We start from the raw sequence: 26,295 nt of genomic DNA, 5'->3' as shown, positions 1-26,295 counted from the left end.
AAGATTTACTCGTACCTCAATGCCTCAACAGGATTAGAAAAAGTAATCTTAGCGACTGCTGAAATGACGCTAATAACTGCTACAACCATTAAGATAATGGTAGCCCATATGAACGGCATTATTCCAAATGGTGCTTGATATGAGAATTCATTTAGCCACCGTTGCATAAATATATAAGCTAGTGGCAATCCAACAATTAATGCCACAAAAACCAATCGGACAAATTGACCGAGAACCATTAACATCACTTGACTGGAACTGGCACCCAATATCTTTCGAATGCCTACTTCTTTAATTCTTTGATTTAAAATCGCAATAGCCATCCCAAGTAATCCAAGAGAAGCTAGAATCAGTGCAATTCCTGCAAAGACGGAAAAGATACTTAATGTCTTGACCTCCTGATCATACAGTGCTCCTAATCTTTCATCTAAGAATTGATATTCAAATGGTAGGTCTTTGTTTACTGGTGCATATATCTCCTGAATTTGATGTATGATACTGCTAAACTGATTACCGTCTACTTTTACCAATAAATGTTCCACATCATAGGGATCTGCCGTAATTAATAAAGGCTGTATATCCTGATGGAGTGATTTATAATGGAAGTCTTTAACTACACCAATTATCCTACCATCATAAGTGGTATCATCACCCATCCACACGAGTGTAGTTCCAACTGGATTCTCCAAATTAAGTTGTTGCACCGCAATCTCATTTATCAAAAAACTTAATTCAGCCGTATCCGTGGCATAGGATGGGTCAAAGGCTCGACCCTCTACGATTTCCAATCCTAAGACCTCCTCCACTTCAAAATCAACGGTCACTTCTGAGAAATTCAGACTGTTTTCCTGGTCTCCTTTAACAAAAGCTGAATGCTGATTGAACTGGCCTCCCGGCAGGTTAGAAATCATAGAAGTATTGATCACTCCAGGTATATTCTCAATTTCTCTTCTTGCTTGATAAACTTTTTGAAGGTCGATCCCTCCTATTTCAATGCTTGCAGGTATGTCTATAGAAATGACCGCATTTTGATCAAACCCAAGCTCTTTGTTTTTCATAAATTCTATCTGGCGGAAGATCATCAGACTGCCGGCAATCAAAATCGCCGAAATCGTAAATTGGAGTATAACCAATGCCCCCCTAAGCCTTACACCTCTGGAATTTGTTGAGAGCTTACCCTTTAGAACTTCCGTTGGTCGAAACGAGGATAATACCATTGCAGGGTAAAACCCAGCCATCAATCCAATGGCAATGCATCCGATAATAATTGAAAGTAAGAATTTGGTATTCAATATTGCTTCTACTGAAAACTCTTTTCCAGTCAGAGCATTAAAACTTTCCAAAAAAAGAATTGATAGCCCCACAGAGAAGGCCATTGCAATCAAACAAAAAATGACTGACTCCAAATAAAACTGTACGGAAAGGTGTCTTGAAACTGCTCCCAAGGTTTTTTTAATACCTATTTCCTTCGCTCTTTCGATTGATTTAGCAGTGGTAAGGTTCACATAATTGATACTTGCTATGAGAATGAGAAAAAACAGTGTGGCAGTCAATATGTAGACATAAAGTATGTTTCCATTGTTCTCTAGTTCCCATCGTAAATTGGACGTCAAATGAATGTCTGCTATTGGCTGTAATTCAAAGCCTACTTCTCCAGATTTTAATCGATCCTGCCATGGCTCACTCCAATCAAGGTAGCTTAAAATCCAACCGGGAATCTTTGATTCTAGCATTTCAGAATCAACGCCTTCTTTTAACTTTATGTAATTGAAATGACCAAAATCTGACCATTCCATCCAGGTATCATCAGGATTAATCTGCTTGAGCGTTACATATGGAATGATCGCATTGAAGTGAAAGTGCGTATTTTTTGGCATAGGTTTAACCACTGCAGAAACCGCCAATGGCATATCATTTAATTCCAACTCTCTGCCTATGGCGCTTGAGTCACCAAAATACTTCCTTGCCATTGGTTCTGTGATAACCAAAGCAAATGGTTTTTCCAAGGCAGCTTCATCACCTTCTACAAAATCAAGATCAAATACTTGCCAGAAGGTTGAGTCAGCAAAAAAGAAATCGGGTTCCTCAAAGAAGATATTCCTCTTTACATTTTTAACTCTTATAGACTGACGGCTCAAACCACTTCCATACCAAGGTGATAAACTCACAGCAGCCTCCACTTCCGGAATATCTTGAACCATGGCTTGCGCCATGGGATGAGGGGTTCTGGTTTGCGGGTTATCACTCATCCATGCGATTCGAAATATACGATCATGATTGGGGATTTCCTGATCAAAGGATTGCTCATCTACAATGAAAAGGTATATGAGCATACTGCAAGTAAACCCGACAGTAAGTCCAAGCAAATTTAGAAATGAAAAAAGACCATTCCTCTTAATGTTTCTTCCAAAGGATTTAAAAAAATTCTGAATCATGCCTTTCGTTAGTTTGAGATTAAAAACATGATTCAAACTAAAGTAGGAAACTACGCTTTGTGGTTCTTTCCGTTCGGATAGACGTTCTTCCCCATAAGATCGAACGTCTCTTGTCTCACGATAATCCGATGGAGTTAGACCTGTACGCTTCTTAAATGCGGTATTGAAGGCAGATTTTGAATTGTAACCTACCATTGTGGCGATGTTTTCAATTTTTACCCGCTCATACTTTTCTTGTCGTAGCATTCTGCAAGCCTTCCGAATGCGGTATCGGGAAAGAAGGTCTTGAAAACTGATTTTTAATGATTCATTCAATACCTGCGAAAGATGGTGAGGTGTGACTCCAAGTTCTCTGGCTAGATTGGTTAGTGAGGCATCATCTTGAAGGTAAAATTCTGCCTCCATTACACTTTCGATCTTATTGAGTACTGCAGCCTTAATCTCCGGATTTAAAGTGGATTTCTGATATTTATTTCCAATTGGAATTGGTGTTAAAAACTCAGATTCCTTTACCACCTGATAGATCACAATAAAAAGAATCAGCGTAACATAACTTGAAACAAAAGACAGATTGAAAAAGCCGAATAGTAAAAGAAGCAGTCCGATCGTATTGATGATTATGAAGTTTCTAAACCATGTCAGCCTAGCTCCTGGATTTACAAACCAGTGAAACCCTCTTTGTGCGGATTCTTTAGCGTGCAATCGAACAAGTAAAATACCATATGCTAGAATCAGGCATGTTGCCACCACTCGATCAATTATGGCTGGGGTAAACACCAAACTTATGGAAATCGCAACTGGGATAAGATGCGCGTAGCTTAAACGATTCTTTTGAGAAAAAAAGCCCGCTGCATATAGGTATAAAGAAATGATTATTAGAATAGCAATCTGCCATTGATTGACTGGAAAAGATTTAGCGTAAGCCGGAATGATAAGGAACGTATATCCAAGCAACAATTTACCCAGGTGTCTGGCGGCAGGGAATTTCATAAGCAGCAATACACTTCCGAATATGCCTCCAGCAAAGACCACTATAAAAGGTAAAATTATTTTTAAGGATAATTGTTGAAATTCCTCCACTTATCAAAAATCGTGAAATCCGTACATTTGAACATCGTTCAATCGCTTTTTCTTATAAGGTTAGAACAATGCCTTGCGATATTTCGCTTTAAGGATCATAAAAAGTCCATAAAGCATTAATCCCGCAGAAATTCCTATAAGCACTATTGACCCAAAATTGTCCTGCAGCATCGAGATAGCATCCTCTGTACCGCCAATATTTGATGCATTTAAGGTGTATATAGATTTAAACGTAAGGAAAGCTATGGAACCGATTACCAGCGCTCTTGATGTATACCCAACTATGCCAGCAGCAATCAAAACAGATCTCGTTTTGTTCTCCAATTCCGATTCATCCAATCTCTTTTTATACATCCCGGAGTAAGCAAAATAGAGTTGAAAAATGGCCCTTCCCACTAATACAGTGCCGATGATAGCGACAATCACTTGTCCTAAAGTACTTTCTAAAAGCGATCCAATAATTGCCTTTTTTATTCCGGTAGAATTAGATGATAATCCGAGTAATATTTTGCTTCCGGTAATTGCCAATAACGCATAAAACAAACCGCTTCCTAAGTATCCTAAACGATTAAAAACCCCCTGCCAATCCCGTCCATCTTTATCTAAATCACTAATTGATTGATAAATTCTCCAGAACACATACCCAGTAAGTCCAGCTATAATTAAAGCTAAAAGGTATTTTCCATATTCCTCATTGGATAGGTAAACCAACGCCCCACTCCGGCCTGTAGTTTTGCCTCCCATATTCAAGGTTGTGAGCGTAATGAGAAGACCGGTCAAAATGTACACAAAGCCCTTACTGGCAATACCAAACCTTGCGAAAATCTCTTTCTTTTGATTTGACATACCGTGAATTTACTCCATAAGTTTAATGACTTATTCAATTAGTGATTGTTGTGAAGAATCAAGTTAATCAAGCTGCTTAAATGCTATCTTGTATTTTAATATCAAATTCAACTCAATGAGGCGACTTGTTCTTTTATTACTCTTTACGATTCTATTCGCTTGCGACACAGATAATCGGAATGAAGTTCTTGTGCTTGGTTTAATTCAAGGGAAACACCTAACTGAACCTGAATTTTCTACCGAGGTGTTAAGGGAAATGATCCGAGATATCGATCCGGATATTATCCTGGCAGAGATTCCACCAGATCGCTTTGCAAAAGCAATGACTTCATATGCTGAAACTGGAATAGTAAATGAGTACAGAGTCGCCCAATTTCCGGAATATGTAGACGTCATCATCCCGCTTACTAAGGAGATGGACTTTACACTCATTCCCACATCTGCCTGGACAGAAGAAATGGCAAATGATCGATTGACAAAAATGCGTGCCATTCGAGATGATGCTAATCGGGAATATGAATGGCGAAAATATGGATTGGCAAAATACATTGCTGATTCAATAAAGGAAGCTTCAGGTCGACAATACGATCCCTACTGGATAAACTCTCCTGCATACGATGATGCAAGCGAGATTGCTTTACGGGTATACAATGAGCTGTTCAATGAAGAACTTGGACCAGGTGGATGGGATAATATCAACAAGGCGCATTACGAAAACATTGAAAAAGCGTTAAAAGAATACACCAATCAAGGAAAGCGAATCGTAATTACCTACGGCGCTGGTCATAAGGGCTGGTTTTTACGAAAACTTCGAGAACGCGATGACATCAAGCTCATTAGTCTGGGAGAGGCAATAAGTTTAGATTCTCAAGACTAAATCAATCCCATCAAGCCAACAATGCCATATCGCATTTGTTATTGATTCATGGCTTATAAAAAACTAGCTGTTATTCTTGGCAATTGTCTTTTCCCAGATCATACCAGATTAAATCCGGATAATCAAACGCTATTCTTCATGGCGGAAGATTCGGGACTATGTACGCATTATAAATACCACAAGCACAAGTTGGTGCTATTCCTTTCAGCGATGCGTTCACACGCAGAAGAAATTGAGAAAGACTATCCACTTGATTATCATAAACTTAACAATCAAAATAAGGAGAAGAGCTATGAAGAGAAGTTAAAGGATACGATCGATTCATATGCAGATATACAAGAGATTGTCACTTACGATATCGAAGATCATTTTTTTGAAAAGCGTATCAAAGATTTCTGTAAAAATGAAAAGCTAAAACTCACCACCGTAGATTCACCAGGGTTCATAACCACAAAGGAAAAATTCAATCAATTCAATCAAGATTATAAGCCTTTCATGCAAACTTTTTACAAACAGCAACGAAAGGAATTGGGGGTTTTACTCAAAGAGGATAATGAATCTCCGCTCAATGGCAGCTGGTCTTTTGATGACGATAATCGCAAGAAACTCCCAAAAGATATCACGATACCCGACCAGCCTACTTCTCATGCTACTATACACACGGTAGAGATTCAAAAACTGATTGATGACCTATTTTCAGATCATCCTGGTAGTACAGAAAATTTTCATTGGGCTACAACGAGGCGGCAGGTTTTACACCTCCTTAATGACTTTCTAAAAGAACGTTTTGAGGATTTCGGACCCTATGAAGACGCTATAGATAGTAACCAGGTATTCGTTTTTCACTCCGTGCTTTCTCCATACATCAATATGGGATTGGTTACAGCTGATGAAGTAATAGACAAGGCGTTGGAATACTATCAGCAAAACGATACACACTTTCCTAGCGTCGAGGGGTTTGTGCGTCAGATTATTGGTTGGCGAGAGTTTATGCGCGGCATTTATCACGAATATGATGAAAAGCTGAATGTCAACTACTTCAATCATAAACGTAAAATGAAGTCCTGCTGGTATGATGGGACTACCGGCATTCCTCCGCTTGATGATTCGATTAAGAAAGCTCAGAAATTCGGATACACACATCATATCGAACGATTGATGGTGCTGGGCAACATCATGTTGCTTTGTGAACTAGATCCTGAAGAAGTCTATAAATGGTTTATGGAAATGTACGTTGACTCTGCTGATTGGGTAATGGCTCCCAATGTGTTCGGGATGAGTCAATATGCGGACGGAGGCATATTCGCAACCAAGCCCTACATCGGTGGGGCTAACTACATCAAGAAAATGAGTGACTATGGAAAGGGTGATTGGGAGGAAACAGTTAATGGTCTTTACTGGCGTTTCATCGAAGAGAACATTGAGACTTTCGAAAGCAACCAGCGCATGTCCATGATGGTGGCCACCCTTAAGAAAATGGACTTAGAGAAAAAAGAGAGGATATTTAAAGCAGCAAATGCATTTATTGAGCGGGTTACCAAGTAATATTTCGGAAGTCCTTTCTTATCAGATCCTAAATTCAACTACCTATATAAAAGGGGTTAGAATTTACCAACTCTGAACTCTGCAAAAAACTATTTTCAGCTCTTTAGCCGCCTCAGAATACTTTTCAAAACCTTTTTTCAAACCTCTCCGTTCAGGGACGGAACTTTTGCAAAACCCCGGTTTAATGAAAGTTAGTATTTGAGTTTTAAATCGATTTTATAATTAAAGATTAAGTTATTATGAATCAGAAAACATCAAACGCCTTTGTTGCAGCATCATGGATTGCAATGGGCACAGGAATTGTTGGATATCTTACCGGGCTCTTTAGAGCTGAGATGCAACTCAATGAAAAAGGATATTACTTCACCATTTTAATGTACGGGCTATACTCCGTTATTTCCTTGCAAAAAGCTGTTCGTGATCGACTGGAAGGAATACCGGTTACAGATATTTACTATGGAATCAGTTGGTTCTCTACACTCTTATCTATTCTTCTCTTAATTATTGGTCTGTGGAACGCAGAGTTATTGCCAAGTGAAAAGGGATTTTACGCCTTTGCTTTCCTTCTAGCCATTTACGGTGCGATTGCTGTGCAGAAAAATATACGAGATAATCAAGTAGCTGCTAATCCAAAAGAATAAGCTACTAGCATTGTAGGAACTTGGGCATAGGTGTTAGCCTGTGCCCAAGTTGTTTTCTGTTCATAATATCAAGTATTTAATTGGGCAGTCTTATCTCCCTTTTAGGTTTGTAAGCCGGCGGATAGAAAGGTATTTAAAAGTTCATTGCTCTTTAAAGCTCCTATTGATGATCAGCTGAGGGGGTCAGATGAATTCCCTAACGTGATTGGCACCAACAAACACCGCAATTTGAGTGGTACAGTTATTAAATCAATTCATTAATCAAATGACATGCACTTCCATTGAAATTAATTAGTAAATCGGTAAATTCATTATAGAGAATTCATGTGTGTCTGTAGCGCACTTTCTAAATGCGGGCAAATCAATTTTGAATTGAAAAATATGAGTTCATAATGCTGACAAATGAAAATAAACAAAAAAGACCTTATAAATCATACCATTGCTTTTTTCGGAACGATTATAAGTATAATAGTGGCTTTGCAGTTAGATGATTGGCGTGAGAAAAGTGAGCTCAAAGAACGGGTAGAAATCTCATTACGATCAGTAGATAAAGAGATTTTAAGAAATCAAGAAATGTTGCAACGAGTTACATCAGCCAATCAGATGTATATTGACATACTTGAGTTTATCAACGATCATAAGGTTAAAGAAAGGGTTATTTTGTATGAACAGAATGAAATTGATAATCTTGACTCGGAGCTCAAGCAAAAATTTAAGTTGAATCGTTTATCCAACAACAATGGAAAAATTACTGCCAAAGTTGAAATTCGATTTGATGTAATACTCTCCTATCGTCTACAAAGATCTAATTGGGAAGCTCTTAAATATACTGGCTACCTGAATTTTACAAATCAGGAAAGAATCGCTCGTTATGTCAATTTATATTGGCTGCTCGATGAATTTAAAGGAGAGTATGTCAAAGATTTTGGCGAAAAGTTAAGTGCCGCAAATTCCTCTGAAGAGATGCTCATGATCCTCAAAGAAAATTTAGATCGATATCAGATTATTCTTAGTTACGTCAATGAATTCTTAGCAGATAAATCAGTATGAACCCTAAAGTCGACGCATATTTCGTGAAAGGGTGTGGCAGATGTGAGCTCTATCAAACTCCACAATGCAAAGTTCATAGTTATGCAGAACCGATGGAGCACTTGCGAAGTATGCTGTTAGAAACAGAGCTCAAAGAAGAATTTAAATGGAGCCAACCTTGTTATACGCTCAATGGCAAAAATGTCCTGATTCTAACTGCATTCAAGGACTATTGTTGTCTTGCTTTCTTTAAGGGATCATTGATGAGAGATCCTTTAAAGATATTGGTAGCCCCGGGCGAACACTCACAAGTTGCACGGCAGCTGCGTTTCAATAAAACCGAGGAGGTAAAAGCAAATCACGATTCAATTAAACAATACATTCAACAAGCCATAGATCTGGAAAAAGCTGGTGTTCAGATAGACTTTAAAGAAAAAAATGAATTGGTTTTCCCAGAAGAATTAATTCGAAAATGGAAGGAAGATCCAACATTCAAAAAAGCATTTGAAGCGTTGACCCCAGGTAGAAAACGAAGTTGGAACCTCCACTTCTCATCTGCGAAACAATCCAGCACCCGATCTGCTCGAATTGAAAAAGCAAGACCCAGGATTTTTGAAGGCAAAGGGTGGAATGAAAGATAGCCGTCTGGCTTTTGTAACTTTTGCCCTCCATTCAAGGTCAACATAACAAGCGACCAAAACTAAATGAACACGGGAACCAAAACCATATTAATTCTTCTTATACTCTTTTTTTCATGTGAGAATAGTAAAGAGGAAAAATCAACCACAAATGAATTGAAGGAGGACCTTAAGGAGATTCCGTTTAGTTCAAAAATGTGGAAAGAGAAAATTGAGGATACCTACCCTCACAGAGCCAAAATGTATCGTGAGGTACTGTATGGCGAATCTGTACGAACGCTATCTAAGCAAGAAGTTTTAAGCATGCTGGGCAAGCCCGATAAAGAAGAAAACAATCATTGCTACTACTTGATTGACCGAACAGGAATTGGATCCTGGACACTAAACCAAAAGTCGATGGTCATTAAATTTAAGGCTGACGACTCTGTAGAATGGATCAAGATGTATGAGTAGGATTATTAAAATAATATGAAAGCTATTATTTATGATCAATTTCAAGGCCCTCTTAGCATACAAACTGTAGCAGATCCAAAACCCATGGATCATGGGGTAGTAGTAAAAGTATTGGCGACAGGTCTGTGTCGAAGCGATTGGCATGGATGGATGGGGCATGATCCGGATATCCAATTACCCCATATCCCAGGACATGAGCTGGCTGGGATAATTGAAGAAGTTGGGAAAGATGTCAAACAGTTTACCGTAGGGGATCGAGTGACGGTCCCATTTGTTTCTGGCTGTGGCACTTGTCCCCAGTGCAAATCCAATAATCATCAGGTTTGCGATAATCAGTCTCAACCTGGTTTTACCCATTGGGGATCATTTGCAGAGTATGTAGCGCTTGATTTCGCAGATACGAATTTGGTTAAACTTCCAGATGAAATCAGCACTATTACAGCTGCTCTTTTGGGTTGTCGCTTCATTACTTCTTTCAGAGCTGTGGTAGACCAGGGACAAGTTCAGAAAGATCAGTGGGTTGCCATCCATGGATGTGGAGGGGTTGGTCTCTCAGCCATTATGATCGGGCATGCACTAGGAGCGAAAGTCATTGCAATTGACATTGATGATAAGACGCTAAAGTTGACAAAGGAATTAGGAGCTTTGCATGCAATAAATCCTACTAACTCGGCTGATGTGGTACAAGAAATAAAATCAATCAGTGGTGGAGGTGTCCATGTTTCCGTCGATGCATTAGGTAGCCAGGTAACCTGTTTTAATTCCATCGCCAACTTACGAAAAAGAGGTAAACACATTCAAGTAGGTCTAATGACAGGAGACCATCAGCATCCGAATGTCCCAATGGATCAGGTACTTGCCAACGAACTTGAGATCATAGGAAGCCATGGGATGCAGGCGTTCAAATATCCAAGAATGCTTGAAATGATAATAGAAGGTAGACTTTCTCCGGAAAAACTAATTCAAAGAACGATCTCTCTGGAAGAGGCCTGTACAACGCTTCCAAACATGAATAACTTCACCCATCAGGGTGTTTTGGTCATTGATTCATTTGAGTAATACACAACTTTCAAAATCGAGTAGCGTATCGTTGTTAACCAATCTTATAACCTATGCGCTACACATTAATCTTTCTAATTGCTTTACTCGTTTCTTGCCAACAACATGAAAACCCTGCTCCCCCACTTGTAGATGGTAGTATTGAGGACTTCAGAAGCCTCAATGTACCGCCTATTGAATTGATGAGTGAGACCAACCTTTACTTCTACCAGGACAAACACTATGTATGGATCGCCTTTGATTATCCGGATGGCAGCTATGGAACAGCTGATTTAAAATTGCTCAGTCCGAAGTTATCAGACACGATCAATCTCCACGTATCCGCACAGCTGGGTGAGTGGTACTTAACAGAAGGTTCACCACGTCCGGATAATCCTCAGAGCGATTTATGGTGGAACCATAGCGGGTGGTATGCCAATGAAGTTTGGCCGAATGGGACAGACAATAGTGGTGAAGAACCTCAACCTAATTTTAAGAATGCCAAAGCACGAGAAATTCAAATCAGCAAAGAGCGTTTTGGAAAAGGTGAATGGAAGCTTCAAATCGAAATTCGCGCGATTCAAACAAGTGAAGGATTTACGTCAATAACATTTCCGGAAAATGACTTTCATCAATTAGAGGTATTTTAATACAGTTATGAGATTGTACGAGAAACTCACTTCAAGAAATATTTTCCTATTAGACGGAATTGGGGCATTAGCTTCAGCAATTCTCTTAGGTCATGTACTTGTGAGCTTTCAGTCATACATTGGAATGCCTACTCGCATACTTATAATCCTTGCAATATTGGCTTTAGTATTTGCGCTCTATTCATTTACGGTACATGCGTTAAAACCAAAAAAATGGACCTCATTTCTACGGATCATAGCAATTACCAACCTCGCATATTGTTTGCTCACCTTGATCCTGACAATGATTTACTTCGATAGTCTTTCCTGTCTGGGTATATCATACTTTATCATTGAAATTATCGTGATACTGACCCTGGTAAGAATTGAGTTCAGCGTTATGCAATCAGGTAGTACCCAGATAACCTAGGGTCATTCATTGTAATTTAATGTACGTTAAAAAGCTGAATTTTTGTTAGGCTAGTTTTTATATAAGCAGAATTTTAAACTGTAAAAATGAAAATATGCAATATTTTAATTAAATTATCATAAACCTAACTCCTACAAAAATGAAATATTCAGTCTCACTATTTGTATTAGCTGTTATCATGACTAATTGTCAACCCAAATCTCCGGCTGAACAACTCACGGGAGTGGAAGAGCAACTTCGTGATAAACTCACTGGAGCCTGGAGAATGACAGACTACATGACTATTAACAATGAAGGAGATACGTCTACGGATGAGCGAGTCCAATATAAAATGTACGTTGATGGGAGTGTGATGTGGGGATTTGAATCACCAGAAGAGTATACCGAATGGTTTGGGTATGGTACCTACTATATTGAAGGAGACACCTTGTACGAAACCATGCTTTCCGGTTCATGGGCCTTTAGACAAGCCATCAGCAATGAAGGCAATTTCTTTAGAATTGCGATTGATGTGACCGACTCTACCTACACCCAAATCATCATGGGTGAAGAGGAAACAACCTATGAATCCTACGCCCGAATTGAGAACTAGAGTTAGATAGTTGGCCAAGTCACATTAACGCCTGCTCTCAATTTGATTCACTCAAAAGCTTAACACTTACATAACATCAGGGTTATCATATTTGTGTTCCTAAAGAATACCATATGAACAAGCCTTCATTTAAAGAAGCTTTTTGGTTTTGGCTAAAACTTGGATTCATAAGTTTTGGTGGACCGGCTGGCCAAATCGCTATCATGCACGAGTTTTTGGTGGACAAAAAAAAATGGATTTCTGATAGTCGGTTTTTACATGCACTCAATTACACCATGATCCTTCCGGGACCCGAAGCGCAGCAACTTGCCACCTATACCGGATGGTTGCTTCATGGCACCAGGGGCGGACTTGTTGCAGGAAGTTTCTTTATTCTTCCGTCTATGTTCATTCTTTTGGGATTGACTTCACTTTATGCCTCCTTTGGCAATATTCCCTGGGTTTATGCCCTATTTAATGGCCTGAAGCCAGCTGTTATCGCCATTGTGATCCTTGCACTTATCAAAATTGGTAAAAAGTCGCTACACACTATTTTTCACTTTATTATAGCATCTGCAGCGTTTATTAGCATCTTCTTCTTCAAAGTCAGCTTCCCGGTTATCATTCTTGTTTCTTTGGTAATCGCTTTTCTAGCTCGAAAAATGATTCCGTCACTGTTTCATCAAACAGCTAGTGCTAAAGCTCAGCTAGCTAAAGATGAAGAGACTTACTACATCAATGAGAATCATCACATGGAGGGAGCAGGGTTCAAGGGCACAAGATTGGTCAAACAAGTATTAATTGCTGCTATCATCTGGATAATCCCCTTCACCTTATTCTATATTCTTTCCTCTGATTTTCCTTTCTGGAAAGAATTAACGCTCTTTTTTACTAAGGCGGCATTTGTCACCTTTGGAGGCGCCTATGCGGTACTACCATATGTCGCTCAAGTAAGTGTTGAAAAACTTCAGTGGCTCTCTGAACTTCAAATGATCGATGGACTTGCACTTGGAGAAACAACACCAGGTCCATTGGTGATGGTGTTGGTATTTGTCGGATTTATGGCTGGGTACAACTCCTTTAATGGTTCGCTTCTGATGGGATCACTTGGGCTCATCACCACAACCATTTACACATTCATTCCTTGCGTTCTCTTCATTTTTGCTGGAGCTCCCATCATCGAAAAAACACGAGATAATGAAACCATAAAACAAGCCTTGAGCATCGTAACAGCAGCAGTTGTGGGGGTCATTCTTAACCTCACCATTTATCTGGGTAAAGTGGTGGTTTTTCCTGAAGACCTTAGCGTTACCGGCCTGGATTACATAGTCACAGTCTGGATCATCATCTCGTTTTTAGCCCTCTACAGATTTAAAATCAACATGATTACCTGGATCGTAGTTAGTGCACTTTTCGGGCTAATTAGGTATTTAATACAGACGGGAATTTAGCAACACATCAAACCTTCATGCATGTGCTTTGTTAAGGTTACATGGCAAAGAATTACATAGTCGTCGGAGGCAGTTCCGGCATTGGATACGAACTAACAAAACAATTATCAGAGAACGGTCATAACGTAACCGTTCTTTCTCGAAGCAAAGGCGAATTGGATTCACTTTCAAATGTCAATCATGTAGAATATGATGTGACATCAGATGAAGGTCCAAATATAGAAATGGAGTCAATAGATGGATTTGCGTACTGCCCAGGAACCATCAACCTCAAGCCTTTTCATGGCTTAAAACCTGATGATTTTCAGGCTGACTTTGACATTAACGTAAAAGGAGCTGTTAAAACACTACAATCCGTGGTTAAGACATTAAAGAAAACAGAAGGTTCGTCCATTGTTTTCTTCAGTACGGTTGCTGTTTCCCAAGGCATGCCTTTTCATGCCTCTGTTGCAGCAAGCAAAGGGGCGCTCGAAGGAATTACACGTTCACTCGCTGCTGAGCTATCACCTAAAGTTCGGGTCAACTGCATCGCCCCGTCTGTAACGGATACTCCTCTAGCTAGTCGAATACTCTCATCGGAGGAAAAGAAGAAAAGTTCAGGTGAACGACACGCACTTAACCGAGTAGGGACAGCAGCTGAAGTCGCAAGATTAGCTACCTTTCTGCTATCAGACGATTCCAGTTGGATGACCGGACAAATCATCGGATTGGATGGAGGTATGTCTGCAGTGAGACCACTTTAATGAAAATACTCTTAACAGGTTCTACGGGCTACATTGGCCGGCGTTTACTCCCCGACATAGTAGAAGCGGGTCATCAAGTAGTATGCCCGGTTCGAGATAAACGTCGGTTTGATTTTGATGATTTTGATGATGAATTTCTCAATTCAGTTGAAGTTATTGAGTGTGACTTTCTTGACTTAGAAAGTCTAGAAAAACTACCAAAAGATATCGATGCAGCCTATTACCTGATCCACTCGCTCACATCTGACAGTAAAGAATTTAGTAAACTGGAAGCATCTACTGCTGAACATTTTGTGAAGTATATAAACGAAACAAAAGCTGTTCAGGTCGTTTATTTAGGTGGAATTGCGAATGATGAAGAGCTTTCTGATCATCTTTCCTCGCGTCAGAATGTTGAAGAGATTCTAAAGAATTCAAACGCTAAACTCACCGTTTTAAGATCCGCGATTATCATCGGATCTGGTGGTGCATCGTTCGAAATAATAAGGGATTTGGTGGAAAAGCTGCCGGTTATGATTGCACCAAAGTGGTTGAATAGTAGATGTCAGCCCATTGGTATCTACAATGTGATGCAATATTTATCTGGCGTCCTTGGAAATAAAAAAGCCTATGATAAAACCTTTGACATTGGCGGAAAAGATATTCTCACTTACAAACAAATGTTGCTTCAATTTGCAGAGGTCAGAGGGTTGAAGCGCTATATTTTAACCGTACCCGTTCTAACGATCAAGCTTTCTTCGCTCTGGTTGTACCTGGTTACCTCAACCTCTTATCGATTAGCCAGAAACCTGGTAGATAGTATGAAAAATGAAGTGATCGTTCGAGATGATAGCATAGAGGATGTAGTCTCTATTGAAAAAATAAGTTACAAGGAGTCGCTAGAACGTACCTTTTTGAGAATAGACCAAAAGCAAGTGGTCTCAAGCTGGAAAGACTCCTTCTCTGATCCAAACTTTAGCTCCACATTTCTTCAACAATTTGAAGCACCCAAGCATGGCTGTTTCAAGGATCACAAAAATTATACTTTTGATCGAGACCCAAAAGAAGTCATTGAAAACGTTTGGGCCATTGGTGGAGATAGAGGTTGGTACTATGGCAACTTTCTGTGGAAAATCAGGGGTTTCCTGGATAAGTTAGTAGGTGGTGTCGGGCTTAGAAGAGGTAGAAGAAGTCCAAATGATCTTAAAGGAGGTGATGCATTAGATTTTTGGAGAGTCCTTTATGCAAACAAAGAAGAGTGTCGCCTATTGTTGTTTGCAGAGATGAAGCTTCCTGGAGATGCTTGGCTCGAATTTAGGATTAAGCCGAATGGTACTAAGTATTGCCTCATGCAAACAGCTACTTTCCGACCATTGGGTCTTTGGGGAAGACTTTATTGGTATTTGGTATTCCCTTTCCATGGGTTCATTTTCAAAAACATGGCAAAGAACATCATTTCTTATCAAGCAAAATAGCAATGAGTAAACCACAAGTAACCATATTCTGGTTTAGAAGAGATTTAAGATTAGAAGACAACAGAAGTTTATATCATTCGCATCAGGGAGAGCACCTCGTTCAACCGATATTCATTTTTGATACCGACATCCTGGATGATCTTAAAGATAAAAAAGACGCACGTGTAGAGTTCATTCATCAGGAAATCCTTCGTCTACAAGGTGAAATCATAACGCATGATAGCTCGATGGATGTGAGGATTGGTAAGCCCCTGGAAGTATGGAAAAACTTATTAGAGGATTATGATGTGAAAGCAGTCTGGGCAAACAAAGATTATGAACCTTACGCCAGAGAGCGCGATGAGCAAGTCTATGAATTACTGAAGGAAAAAGGAATAGAATTCAAGGCCAAAAAGGATCATGTAATCTTCGAGAAAGATGAAGTGGTTAAGGATAATGGAGACCCTTATGTAGTGTATACACCGTACAGTAAACTCTGGAAAAAAAATCTTACCGGGGGTCACTTAAGTTCATTCAAATCCGAAGAAGAAACTAAGTGGCATCAGACAAAAGCTAAAGAAATACCGAGTCTTGAAAAGATTGGTTTTGAGCCCGCCGGAATTGAATTTCCCGATCGAAAATTGAATGAAAGCATTGTAGATAAATATGATGAAACCAGAGACATTCCTGCCATCCGTGGAACAAGTAGAATGAGTCTTCATCTCAGGTTTGGAACTATCAGTATCAGACAACTAGTGAGACAAGCAAAAGAGCTAAATGAAAAATATCTCAATGAACTGATCTGGCGAGATTTTTATCAAGCAATTCTCTGGCATTTTCCAAAGGTAGTCGATCAAAATTTCAACAGTAAATATGATGCGATCGAGTGGAGAAACAATGAGGAAGAATTCGAGAAATGGAAGGCAGGAAAAACAGGATATCCTATTGTGGATGCAGGCATGAGAGAACTTAACAAAACGGGTTTTATGCACAATAGAGTACGTATGATTGTAGCCAGTTTTTTAACTAAACATCTGTTGATAGACTGGCGTTGGGGAGAAGCATATTTCGCAGAAAAATTATTGGATTATGAGCTCGCAAGTAATAACGGCGGATGGCAGTGGGCGGCCGGTACCGGAGTAGACGCACAGCCATATTTTAGAATATTCAACCCGTATTCACAGACGGATAAATTTGATAAGGATCACAAATACATCAATAAGTGGGTACCAGAAATTGGTACCAAATACTATGCCGATCCAATCGTAGAACATAAGGCTGCAAGAGAAAGGTGCCTCGAAGTATACAAGGCTGCTTTGAACTGAATATTGATAAAATACTAAATTTTTTAGTATTTTATTTTAAATAATTAATATTCAATTAGTTAACTTAACTTATTACGGGTATCACTTCAAGCTATATTAGTCCTTAAAGCTAAAATTTCAGAGCAAGTCAATTCGATATAAAACAACGAAATTTCATATACTTTAGATTCTAGAATCTGCTACTTGACCCACTTTTCCGCCAACTCCTCAATCACCCATAGATTACCTTGAATTGACTGAAGTCATTCATGGTCCTGAGAGATGTCATGTTCTCCACCAGGAGATAGGCCAATCTTTATGAAAAAGAAAAGTCATGGGTTATCAAATGGCCAAGTCCGCCAACGAGGTGGAGGTAAGAACACAATTTATAAGGCACCTGCTAAATGACATTAAGTGCATGGAGATCATGTTGGAGAGAGGGATGATCGAGTCCGGAATTCATCGGATTGGAGCCGAGCAAGAGTTTTGCCTTATTTCACAAAATTGGAGACCAAATAAAAATTCAGAGCTACTTCTGGCCAATCTGAAAGATGATCATTTCACCACTGAATTGGCCCGCTTTAATATGGAAATAAATCTAGATCCGGTGGACTTAAAAGGTGACTGTTTTACACAGGTTGAGGATCAACTTAGAGACCTGCTATCAAAGGCTAAAAAGGTTGCCGAAAAAGAGGAAACATATGTCTTGCTTACAGGTATTCTTCCTACCATAAGTAAAACAGAAATGGCATTTGATTACATGACCCCACTCCCAAGATATTGGGCCCTTAATGAAATGGTTAAAGGAATTCGTGGAACTGATTTTCACCTTCATATTAAAGGAGTAGATGAGCTATCTGTTAAACACGATTCTGTGTTAATGGAAGCCTGTAATACAAGCTTTCAAATGCACCTTCAAGTAGACCCGGAAGATTTTGTAAAAAGCTATAATTGGTCCCAAGCCATTGCCGGACCTGTCCTGGGTGTATGCGCAAATTCACCCCTCCTACTTGGAAGAGAATTGTGGAGCGAAACAAGGATTGCCTTGTTCCAACAGAGCATTGATACACGAACTTCTACCTATGCTTTAAAAGATCAAAATTCACGAGTAAGTTTTGGTGAATTTTGGGAAACAGGTACTGCGGCAGATGTATTCAAAAATGATATCGCCCAACATAAAGTATTATTGGCCAGGCCACAGGAGTCCGATTCACTGGAAGATCTGAAAAAAGGAATTACTCCGAAGTTAAAAGCATTAAATCTTCACAACGGGACCATCTACAGATGGAATAGACCTTGCTACGGAGTAGGTAATGGGAAAGCACATCTTCGTATTGAAAATCGATACATTCCAGCAGGTCCTACGATCATCGATCAAATGGCAAATTTCGCATTCTGGGTAGGGCTGATGCTAGGCCGTTCTGATGCATATAGTGACCTTACCACCAGCATGGATTTTCGTGACATCAAATCCAACTTTATAAAAGCCGCGCGTACAGGAAAGGAGTCTGTGTTACGCTGGAGAGAAAGACAGGTATCTGTTAGAGATTTGGTTACACGTGAACTCCTGCCCATTGCTTATGAAGGACTTGGCAAAGCAAATATTGAGAGTAAAACCATTAATAAGCTATTAGGAATAATAGAAGAACGTGCAGTGGGACAGACAGGTGCACAATGGAGTATAAAAAGCTACAGAAAGCTTAAAGCAAACATGAAGCAAGATGATGCATTGTTGGCTCTAACCAAAACAATGTACGAAAATCAAGTAAAGGACATCCCTGTACACGATTGGGAGGAATGCCCGGACTATCCGGATACGCATGAACACGCAACGCAAATCGGGCATGTTATGTCTACTCGATTATTCACTGTTTATGAGGATGATTTAGCAGAAATGGCCACCCAGATCATGGAATGGAAGAACATTCACCACGTACCTGTTGAAAACAAATCTGGTGAAGTATCTGGGTTACTCACCTGGACGCACATGGAACGATACAAGGAAAAAATAGATACTCCAGCCGATCTAAGCGTAAATGACATCATGGCCAAAGATATATTTCTGGGCTACCCCGAAATGTTGATCAAGGAAGCTATCGACCTGATGAAACAAAATGAAATCGGATGCCTTCCGATCGTACATAATCAGCACCTTGTTGGAATTGTAACCATTAAAGACCTAATAAAATTCGACAATGATCAACGTTCACAGTAAAGCTTTAAATCAGGATATCACTGTGAATAGAATCATTGCAAATATAAAAGGCGAACAAGCCGGCCCCACCCTAATCTTCGTAGGAGGTATACATGGTAATGAGCCAGCAGGAGTATTTGCACTACAGCGAGTAGCTGAGCATCTAACAAGTGAAAAAATAAACTTAAATGGAAATATCATTTGCCTTGCGGGCAATTTGAGGGCATTAAAAAAAGGAATTCGGTATCACAAAGAGGACTTAAATAGGGTGTGGACAAAAGATCGAATTAGTCATTTACCTGAATCCACAAAGGACGTTGCTCATGAGGAAATAGCCGAGCAAATCGAGATATATGCTGAAATACAAAAGATATTGAAAAGCAACACAGGCCCTTTTTACTTTTTTGATATTCATACAACATCAAGCGAAACACTACCTTTCCTCACTGTCAATGACAGCTTATTAAATCGTGCTTACACCAGCCAATACCCACTTCCTATGATTTTAGGGATCGAAGAATACCTCAATGGCCCGATATTGAGCTACATCAATGAGCTTGGATATGTTGCTTTTGGATTTGAAGCAGGCCAACATGACGATCTTTCATCCATAGAAAATGCGGAAGCATTTTGTTACCTATCTATGGTCTTCACAGGAGTACTTAGCAAAGATGATATAGCATTTCAGCATTATTTTGACCTCTTGGCTAAAACTACTGGAGATATCAAATATGTATACGAAATATACTTTCGATACCTGATTAAGAATGGTGAAAAATTCGCTATGGAACCTGGATTTTTCAACTTCCAACGTGTACACAAAAATCAGTTGGTAGCTATCAGCAATGGCAAAGAAGTAAGGGCCAAAACAAATGGTAGGATTTTTATGCCCCTTTATCAGGATCAAGGGGTAGACGGTTTTTTTGCAATAAGGAGAATCAGAAGATCGTTTTTGAGACTTTCCGAAAAGCTCAGGAAGCTACGAGCGGACCGGATACTTGCATGGTTGCCTGGTATCAAATGGGTGGATCCGGAGAAATCGACCCTATTAGTGAATAAGCGGGTGGCGAGATTTCTAGCCAAAGACGTTCTTCACCTTTTTGGATACAGGCAGATTTATCGAGATAAATACGAGCTAAAGATGATCAACCGTGAAGCAAAGGCGCGAACTGAGGACTACCAGGACACTTCTTGGTTGAACTTATAGCGGAGAACTAGATATTAAAGCTGGAGTTTGTAATTCTAGTGAAGAAATAGCTGTTTCTCACACTCAATGCCCACCATATTAGTATGGGGTGAATAATTAACAATCTTAACCATCCAATCCATTGTGGTACACAAAGCCCACCCTCTATGCAGCTACCAAGCTGGATAAAGTAGACATGGGATATGATAAAGGCTACCAGCATGGTAACGATTAGGTATGCTGCCGTTTTTCTGGTTAGATCAAAAAACAGCATTACACCAAAAACGACCTCAAAAAATCCAGCTAAGTAATTGATTGATTCCGGGAACATGAAATATTCGGGAATCAACGGCAGATAAAAATCTGGATTTATGAAATGATTTAACCCTGCAATAAGGTAGAAAAAACCTTGAATGTATGTACTAAGCTTTTTCATATCCATCTTATTTTCTGCTGTTCGTTTGCCTTTCTTAAAATAAGAAAGAATGGAATCCACCAAATGAAATCATTGGTGATAAGCGTATAGAAAAACCCGAAAGGAACCTTTCCAGATAAGTAATTCATCACAAAACCCAATGGCCCGAAAATTTTTCCCAACAAACCTACTGCCACGATCGGCCAATGTGTTGCTGGATCCTGAGCTGCCCACCAATAACCCAGTCCGTAAACACCTATGACCATTCCCATCCCCTGCCAGATCATGGTATGAGTGGGTGGTTCCATATTTACTAATTCGAAAAAATGATTGGGAAACAGAACCACCCATGCGCCCCATATCAGGTTGTAAATGGCAGCAGTCTTGAGTGCGAGAGGCATCCAGTTTGATTTCATGTCTTTCAAACTTATTTAAGCCTATATTGTTGGCGCTAATTCTCCTGATATTTAGCATTTGCCTCTAGAATTGACTCATACCAAGTTTTAGAAATATCTCCTCTTTTGTAATACTCAACAACGTCACGAAAATCTCCTTTCACTCCATAATCCGCTATTTTAATGCGTTTACCAGACTCATCGTAATAGGTCCATTTTCCAACCCTTACTCTCCACTCCCTATACGTACCCTCAGCTTTTAACAGACCATTTTCAAAATACATCCTAATTGGTCCCTCTACCTTATTTTGATTATAAGTCCCCCACTCTTTTAGGTTTCCATTTTCATAGAAATTGATCCAATGACCTTCTCCTACTCCCTTTTCGTATTCCTGCCAGGATTGGAAGTTGCCATTATCGTATTTCGCATATAATGAACCATTGAAAAAGGAGGTGTCACCATTTTCTATATATCGATAAACTCCATCCACATAACTACCATTAACATCGCTCATCGAACGACTATACTGAGTGGTATCTACATTCATTGGAAACTGAGCGACCGCATTTACCTGTATTAAGATTGATATTAGTAACAGTGTCTTATTCATATCTCAATGTATCTGAAGGGTTCAGATTTGCACTCTTGTAAGATTGGGCGATTACCACAATGATAACGATGACTAACGTGAGTAATCCAGAAAAGATGACCACCCAAAAGCTTGGTTCAATTCGATAAGCAAAGCTTTCAAGCCACTGATTCGCCAGGTAAATAGCCGCCGGAATTGCAACAATAGTAGCTACTGCCATCATTACTAAATATTCTTTACTTACAAATGCGAGTATTTGCGGAACTGAAGCACCAAATACTTTCCGAACGCTAATTTCTTTCTGTCGTGAAAGTGTAATAAATCCAACAATACCCACTAATCCCATTACAGATAATATGATACAAACAATGGTCAATCCGGAAGCTAGCTTACCTGCATTCCGCTCTTTTTTATATTGCTGATCTATGTAATTATCTAAAAAGGCTAAATCAAAGGGTCTTTCATTTTCAACCTGAAGATAGGCTTCCTCAATTTTGTTAACGGTTTCAATCCAATTATCCGTGTTCACCCTTAAAAGCATGTTGTACACCCAGTCCGGATCTGTATGAACTTCCAGCAGCAATGGTTGAGACTCATACTTTAGATTGAAATAATCAAAGTCATCAATAATTGCCGCTATTGTATAATGTATGCCATAACCCCAATCTTCGTTTTCCCATTCTGGCTCCATCACAAGAGTCTCTCCGATCAATTCATTGGGGGAAACACCTTTTATGGCAGCCAGTTTTTTTGCAGCTGTCTCGTTAATAAGGAAAACGCTATCCTTTCCTTTCTCCAAAAGATTAAAAGCTTCAGATTGAATACCAAGCACTTCCATGCTACCAATCGAGGTATATAGATGTGTACCATCCGATAAAACTTCATCTGTATTTTTCATCTGATAGGTCAGTTGATTGTACATTTCAGCTCCTGGAATAATTCCGTTCCCAACAGCTACCACCTCGGGAAAAGTTTCTACCAGACTCTTAATTTGATCGTACTTTTCTGGTCCCCGTACTTCAAAAAAAACGACCCCATCCTTTTCAAATCCCAGCGATTTTTCACTGATATAATGCATCTGCTGCATGATAATGGCAGCCAAGCTCATCAAACCAATCAACATAAAAAATTGTGTAGTGAGAAGTATCCTTCTAAATTGAAATACCTGCCCAGCTTTACCACTTCCTAACTTTCCATCAAACAAACGAAGCATCGACTTTTGACCAAAAGCAATTGCTGGATAAAGCCCACTTATCAAACCTGTAATTACTAGAACACCCAGGAAAATGAATATTAGAATCGGATTAAATATGATGGTGTCTTGTATGGACACCTCCAAAAGCCCATTGAGGCCCGGAAGGAATACATAGACCAATCCCAACACAATTGGAAAACAAAGTAGCGTTAAAAGAATTGCCTCCACCATAACCTGATACGCCACATCGCTCGCTCTTGCGCCCATCACCTTTCTTACACCAAGTTCTTTTTGCCTACCTGCATAAGTAGCAATGGACAGATTAGAGTAGTTTGTCCATATAATCAGAAGAATAACCAATCCAACAACTCCAAATATGAGAAGGTATTGGCTATTCGCGATCGGCTTTATTTCATAAAGCATCCCGTCAGTAAAATGGACATCTGTCAGTGCCACTAACCCAACTCCTTTACTTAATACGTTCTCAGTATATCCAGGATAAATTGATTCAATATCCTGATTAACCTGATATGCAATTGTCTCCCCAGAGGTATTTGGCTCGGTTTTAAAATAGGTGTATCCACCCCAACTTGGAATTCTCCTTTGATGCACAATTACACCAAAATCAAAATGAGTATTTCCTGGTAAATCAGCTACTACACCACCTATGCTAAATGTTTCATCACTTAGCCTGATATCTTTTGACAAAAGGTCAAAGTACCTCCACTCCTTACCAAAAAAAGTCTCGGCTGTTGATTCTGTAAGCACCACTGTATTAAACTTGGAGAATGCATTTTCAGGACTTCCAATTAAAAATTGTTGGGGAAATAGTTTTTGAAACTCGATTCCTGTGTTCGTGAACAGAAAATCTTCCCTTACAAATTCCCGATCATCAACATAGACATACCATTTATTAGATGGACCTATAGCACTTGTATTTGGTACAAAATGACATGCATCAACTACACCATCATATGATTTCAACTTATCAATAAGCGTCAGCTGAGTTTCAAAATCTGAATCGTAGTAATCAGAAAAATACATACACGTATACGTCTGATCTCGGTAATTATTTACCAGACGATAGATATTTTCAGATGCAGGAAATTGCTTGTCATATGTCAATTCATGATGGATATAAAGTCCAACTAACATGACAGCTGTAATACCAATACTTAAGCCCAGCATATTGATAGCAGTAAAACCTTTCCTTTTCAATATGTTTCTGATCGAAACCTTCACGTAATTTTTTAACATAGGCATAAACTGTTTTGTGCGAGAGTAATTTTCGAAAGAATAAGGTTTGAAGAATTTGAATACATCACTGATGTACCACAGATTCGCTTTCCACTTACCATGGTTCGCTTTTCTATGGTAGAAAGCTTCTTCCAAATCCCCCTGGATCTCCTCCAGTAGTTCTTCAGAACAGAACCACCTCAGAAATTGAGTGGCCCATTTAGGCGGGCTTGAATGCTTATTCATGCCAGATCAGGAATTTGTGACCAAAGTGACTGCCTGGATTTTTTAATATCCATGATAACTTCCTTACCCTCTGTTGTTGGTAAAAAAATTCGCTTTCGTCTACCTCCTCGCTCTTCAGTAGCACCTCCCATCTCCGATTTTATCAAACCTTTTTTCTCCAGCCGAGAAAGAACTGTATGGATTGCGCTAATTGAGATGGATTTACCCGTGTGATTTTTATAAGCCTCACTAACTGAAAACCCATATGCTTCCTCCTCCATCATCATGATCAAGAGCAAGACTGTTTCTTCTAAATATCCGAGTTGTTGCATTTATTCAATATTTGTAGAACATAAAAGTAAAGAAAAAGTGTTTGATTATTTCAACACTTGTAGAATTACAACTTAATTCTTAACAAAAAGGTTACAATTATTTCAACATTTGTAGAATTAATACCTTTCGTTTAGTCTGCATTCAGGGCCATTCTAACAGTTCTGCCATCAGGTGGTTTATTCTATATTGAAAACACTTAACTACAAAATATTACGCGCTAAGAAATCAAAAAAATGGATTGTATTTCTTCACGGCGCAGGTGGGAGCATCCAAACATGGAAGTATCAATTATCTGCTTTAGGTGACGACTATAATCTATTAGCCATAGATTTAAGAGATCACGGTAGCTCAAAAAATATCAAGCCTGCCTACGGCTCATACAACTTTGACATCATAACTGAGGATGTATTCGAGGTTCTCGATAAGGAAGGCATTGAAAAAGCACACTTCGTCACCCTTTCATTTGGGAGTGTATTGATTCAAGCATTGTATGAAAGAACGCCCTCCATCGTCGACAAAATGGTAATCATTGGTGGCATCTTTAACGCCAACTGGCTCATAAAATCATTCGTCCATCTTGGAAGATTCTTTAATCTTTTCCTTCCCTATCATACAATGTATCGACTTTTTTCTTTTATTCTGATGCCTAGAGAAAGAAACCAATTGGCCCGACGCGTGTACCAAATGCAAGCCAGAAAACTTACTCAGTCGGAATTCCTGAAATGGCTGGGTTTATATAGTGAATTTTTCACCTTGCTACGGAATTTCAGTAAACAGAAAATAAAGCAGCAAATACTCATTCTGATGGGGAGTGATGATTACGTTTTTCTCCCCAGTGCACAAAAGTTTGCTAATGGCAGATCCAATACGAACCTAATGACAATTCCGAAAGCAGGTCATATTTGTAATATTGAAGAGCCTGAATTAGTAAATAAAGAAATCATGGAGTTTTTAGATACTCGTAAAGAGATAGTAGGAAAATCCCAGTCCAAAGTACTGTTCGGTACCAATTGACATTCACCAGAGACTTAGCAGCAGTAAGTACCTCTTTTCCTTCACCAATATTATTATGCAAGGGTACCGCAAAGAAGAATGTGTTAATCCATGTGAGTACAATCAATAGCAGTGCTATTGATTTCAACCAGGAAAATTCATTGTAGAGTGAATAACCATGTATTCCTAACTGTCCCAGCATGAGAGGCATCACAATAATAGAAACAGCTGTTGTGTATTTACTGTGCCATCTGAATAGATCATTTTCAGCGAAATAGGTGAAAGAGGGATAAACAACGAGCTGCGTCATCCAAATAAGAATGACCAGGCCAAAGTCTATAATTAGTTTAGCAAGCATGTCTAAATAACTCCAATTACCTCAAGGTGTTT

Annotated in this window: 25 protein-coding genes; 17 read left to right on the top strand and 8 right to left on the bottom strand. The window is 39.3% G+C overall.

The window, feature by feature from the left end:
* Window positions 1-5: 5 nt before the first annotated feature.
* Window positions 6-3,425 (bottom strand): ABC transporter permease, encoded by a 3,420-nt coding sequence (locus ACO05G_RS05460; RefSeq protein WP_421765049.1) that lies wholly within the window; start codon window positions 3,423-3,425, stop codon window positions 6-8.
* A 150-nt stretch (window positions 3,426-3,575) separates the two neighbouring features.
* The gene (locus ACO05G_RS05455; RefSeq protein ID WP_421765048.1) at window positions 3,576-4,361 is read right to left on the bottom strand and encodes a DUF1206 domain-containing protein; all 786 of its coding nucleotides are present in this window, start codon (window positions 4,359-4,361) and stop codon (window positions 3,576-3,578) included.
* Window positions 4,362-4,476: 115 nt separating this feature from the next.
* Between ACO05G_RS05455 and ACO05G_RS05450 the strand changes: the two genes are divergently transcribed.
* The 16 genes from ACO05G_RS05450 to ACO05G_RS05375 all read left to right on the top strand — a co-directional run bounded on the left by ACO05G_RS05450 (window position 4,477) and on the right by ACO05G_RS05375 (window position 20,544).
* Complete coding sequence (locus ACO05G_RS05450) at window positions 4,477-5,238, top strand: hypothetical protein (protein ID WP_421765047.1); 762 nt, start codon at window positions 4,477-4,479, stop codon at window positions 5,236-5,238.
* Between the two features lie 48 nt (window positions 5,239-5,286).
* A complete protein-coding gene (locus tag ACO05G_RS05445) occupies window positions 5,287-6,783 on the top strand; it encodes a cryptochrome/photolyase family protein (RefSeq protein WP_421765046.1) in 1,497 nt (498 codons plus the stop codon).
* Window positions 6,784-7,022: 239 nt separating this feature from the next.
* A complete protein-coding gene (yiaA, locus tag ACO05G_RS05440; protein ID WP_348282851.1) occupies window positions 7,023-7,424 on the top strand; it encodes an inner membrane protein YiaA in 402 nt (133 codons plus the stop codon).
* A gap of 402 nt (window positions 7,425-7,826) precedes the next feature.
* Entirely contained in the window at window positions 7,827-8,474 is a 648-nt protein-coding gene (locus tag ACO05G_RS05435; protein WP_421765045.1) for a hypothetical protein, read from the top strand.
* A complete protein-coding gene (locus ACO05G_RS05430; protein WP_421765044.1) occupies window positions 8,471-9,094 on the top strand; it encodes a YdeI/OmpD-associated family protein in 624 nt (207 codons plus the stop codon). The genes ACO05G_RS05435 and ACO05G_RS05430 overlap by 4 nt, the downstream gene beginning before the upstream one ends.
* Before the next feature lie 63 nt (window positions 9,095-9,157).
* A complete protein-coding gene (locus ACO05G_RS05425) occupies window positions 9,158-9,544 on the top strand; it encodes a hypothetical protein (RefSeq protein ID WP_421765043.1) in 387 nt (128 codons plus the stop codon).
* 15 nt (window positions 9,545-9,559) lie between these two features.
* The gene (locus tag ACO05G_RS05420; protein ID WP_421765042.1) at window positions 9,560-10,603 is read left to right on the top strand and encodes a zinc-dependent alcohol dehydrogenase family protein; all 1,044 of its coding nucleotides are present in this window, start codon (window positions 9,560-9,562) and stop codon (window positions 10,601-10,603) included.
* A gap of 53 nt (window positions 10,604-10,656) precedes the next feature.
* Window positions 10,657-11,232, top strand: a complete 576-nt coding sequence (locus ACO05G_RS05415; RefSeq protein WP_421765041.1) for a hypothetical protein — start codon at window positions 10,657-10,659, stop codon at window positions 11,230-11,232.
* A gap of 7 nt (window positions 11,233-11,239) precedes the next feature.
* Window positions 11,240-11,641, top strand: coding sequence for a hypothetical protein (locus ACO05G_RS05410; RefSeq protein WP_421765040.1), 402 nt, complete (start codon window positions 11,240-11,242; stop codon window positions 11,639-11,641).
* Window positions 11,642-11,780: 139 nt separating this feature from the next.
* Window positions 11,781-12,233 carry a hypothetical protein gene (locus ACO05G_RS05405; protein WP_421765039.1) on the top strand — a complete coding sequence of 151 codons (453 nt, stop codon included), beginning with the start codon at window positions 11,781-11,783 and terminating at the stop codon, window positions 12,231-12,233.
* 113 nt (window positions 12,234-12,346) lie between these two features.
* Window positions 12,347-13,663 carry a chromate efflux transporter gene (gene chrA, locus ACO05G_RS05400; RefSeq protein ID WP_421765038.1) on the top strand — a complete coding sequence of 439 codons (1,317 nt, stop codon included), beginning with the start codon at window positions 12,347-12,349 and terminating at the stop codon, window positions 13,661-13,663.
* A gap of 41 nt (window positions 13,664-13,704) precedes the next feature.
* Complete coding sequence (locus ACO05G_RS05395; RefSeq protein ID WP_421765037.1) at window positions 13,705-14,406, top strand: SDR family NAD(P)-dependent oxidoreductase; 702 nt, start codon at window positions 13,705-13,707, stop codon at window positions 14,404-14,406.
* Window positions 14,406-15,860 carry an SDR family oxidoreductase gene (locus ACO05G_RS05390; protein WP_421765036.1) on the top strand — a complete coding sequence of 485 codons (1,455 nt, stop codon included), beginning with the start codon at window positions 14,406-14,408 and terminating at the stop codon, window positions 15,858-15,860. The genes ACO05G_RS05395 and ACO05G_RS05390 overlap by 1 nt, the downstream gene beginning before the upstream one ends.
* A 2-nt stretch (window positions 15,861-15,862) precedes the next feature.
* A complete protein-coding gene (locus tag ACO05G_RS05385; protein WP_421765035.1) occupies window positions 15,863-17,164 on the top strand; it encodes a cryptochrome/photolyase family protein in 1,302 nt (433 codons plus the stop codon).
* 313 nt (window positions 17,165-17,477) lie between these two features.
* Entirely contained in the window at window positions 17,478-19,358 is a 1,881-nt protein-coding gene (locus ACO05G_RS05380; protein ID WP_421765034.1) for a CBS domain-containing protein, read from the top strand.
* Window positions 19,339-20,544, top strand: coding sequence for a succinylglutamate desuccinylase/aspartoacylase family protein (locus ACO05G_RS05375; protein ID WP_421765033.1), 1,206 nt, complete (start codon window positions 19,339-19,341; stop codon window positions 20,542-20,544). The genes ACO05G_RS05380 and ACO05G_RS05375 overlap by 20 nt, the downstream gene beginning before the upstream one ends.
* A gap of 7 nt (window positions 20,545-20,551) precedes the next feature.
* Here ACO05G_RS05375 and ACO05G_RS05370 read toward each other — a convergent pair whose 3' ends face one another.
* Genes ACO05G_RS05370 through ACO05G_RS05350 form a run of 5 tightly spaced genes read right to left on the bottom strand, consistent with a single transcriptional unit; the run spans window position 20,552 to window position 24,911 of the window.
* Window positions 20,552-20,959 carry a MauE/DoxX family redox-associated membrane protein gene (locus ACO05G_RS05370; RefSeq protein ID WP_421765032.1) on the bottom strand — a complete coding sequence of 136 codons (408 nt, stop codon included), beginning with the start codon at window positions 20,957-20,959 and terminating at the stop codon, window positions 20,552-20,554.
* Window positions 20,956-21,354, bottom strand: coding sequence for an alkyl hydroperoxide reductase (locus ACO05G_RS05365; protein ID WP_421765031.1), 399 nt, complete (start codon window positions 21,352-21,354; stop codon window positions 20,956-20,958). Before ACO05G_RS05365 ends, ACO05G_RS05370 begins: the two co-directional genes overlap by 4 nt.
* 35 nt (window positions 21,355-21,389) lie before the next feature.
* The gene (locus ACO05G_RS05360; protein ID WP_421765030.1) at window positions 21,390-21,944 is read right to left on the bottom strand and encodes a toxin-antitoxin system YwqK family antitoxin; all 555 of its coding nucleotides are present in this window, start codon (window positions 21,942-21,944) and stop codon (window positions 21,390-21,392) included.
* Window positions 21,937-24,600 carry an ABC transporter permease gene (locus ACO05G_RS05355; protein ID WP_421765029.1) on the bottom strand — a complete coding sequence of 888 codons (2,664 nt, stop codon included), beginning with the start codon at window positions 24,598-24,600 and terminating at the stop codon, window positions 21,937-21,939. Before ACO05G_RS05355 ends, ACO05G_RS05360 begins: the two co-directional genes overlap by 8 nt.
* Window positions 24,597-24,911 carry a PadR family transcriptional regulator gene (locus tag ACO05G_RS05350; RefSeq protein WP_348282830.1) on the bottom strand — a complete coding sequence of 105 codons (315 nt, stop codon included), beginning with the start codon at window positions 24,909-24,911 and terminating at the stop codon, window positions 24,597-24,599. The genes ACO05G_RS05355 and ACO05G_RS05350 overlap by 4 nt, the downstream gene beginning before the upstream one ends.
* Window positions 24,912-25,098: 187 nt before the next feature.
* Between ACO05G_RS05350 and ACO05G_RS05345 the strand changes: the two genes are divergently transcribed.
* Window positions 25,099-25,926 carry an alpha/beta fold hydrolase gene (locus tag ACO05G_RS05345; protein WP_421765028.1) on the top strand — a complete coding sequence of 276 codons (828 nt, stop codon included), beginning with the start codon at window positions 25,099-25,101 and terminating at the stop codon, window positions 25,924-25,926.
* Here ACO05G_RS05345 and ACO05G_RS05340 read toward each other — a convergent pair.
* Window positions 25,853-26,263: a hypothetical protein gene (locus ACO05G_RS05340; RefSeq protein WP_421765027.1), complete on the bottom strand. Its 411-nt coding sequence runs from the start codon at window positions 26,261-26,263 to the stop codon at window positions 25,853-25,855. The genes ACO05G_RS05345 and ACO05G_RS05340 overlap by 74 nt on opposite strands.
* Window positions 26,264-26,295 lie beyond the last annotated feature (32 nt).

It is taken from the genome of Ekhidna sp. (assembly GCF_965227465.1).
In the GTDB taxonomy this organism is placed as follows: Bacteria; Bacteroidota; Bacteroidia; order Cytophagales; family Cyclobacteriaceae; genus Ekhidna.
The sequence above is the reverse complement of the archived record's forward strand: the minus strand, read 5'-3'. Positions and strand labels throughout refer to the sequence as shown.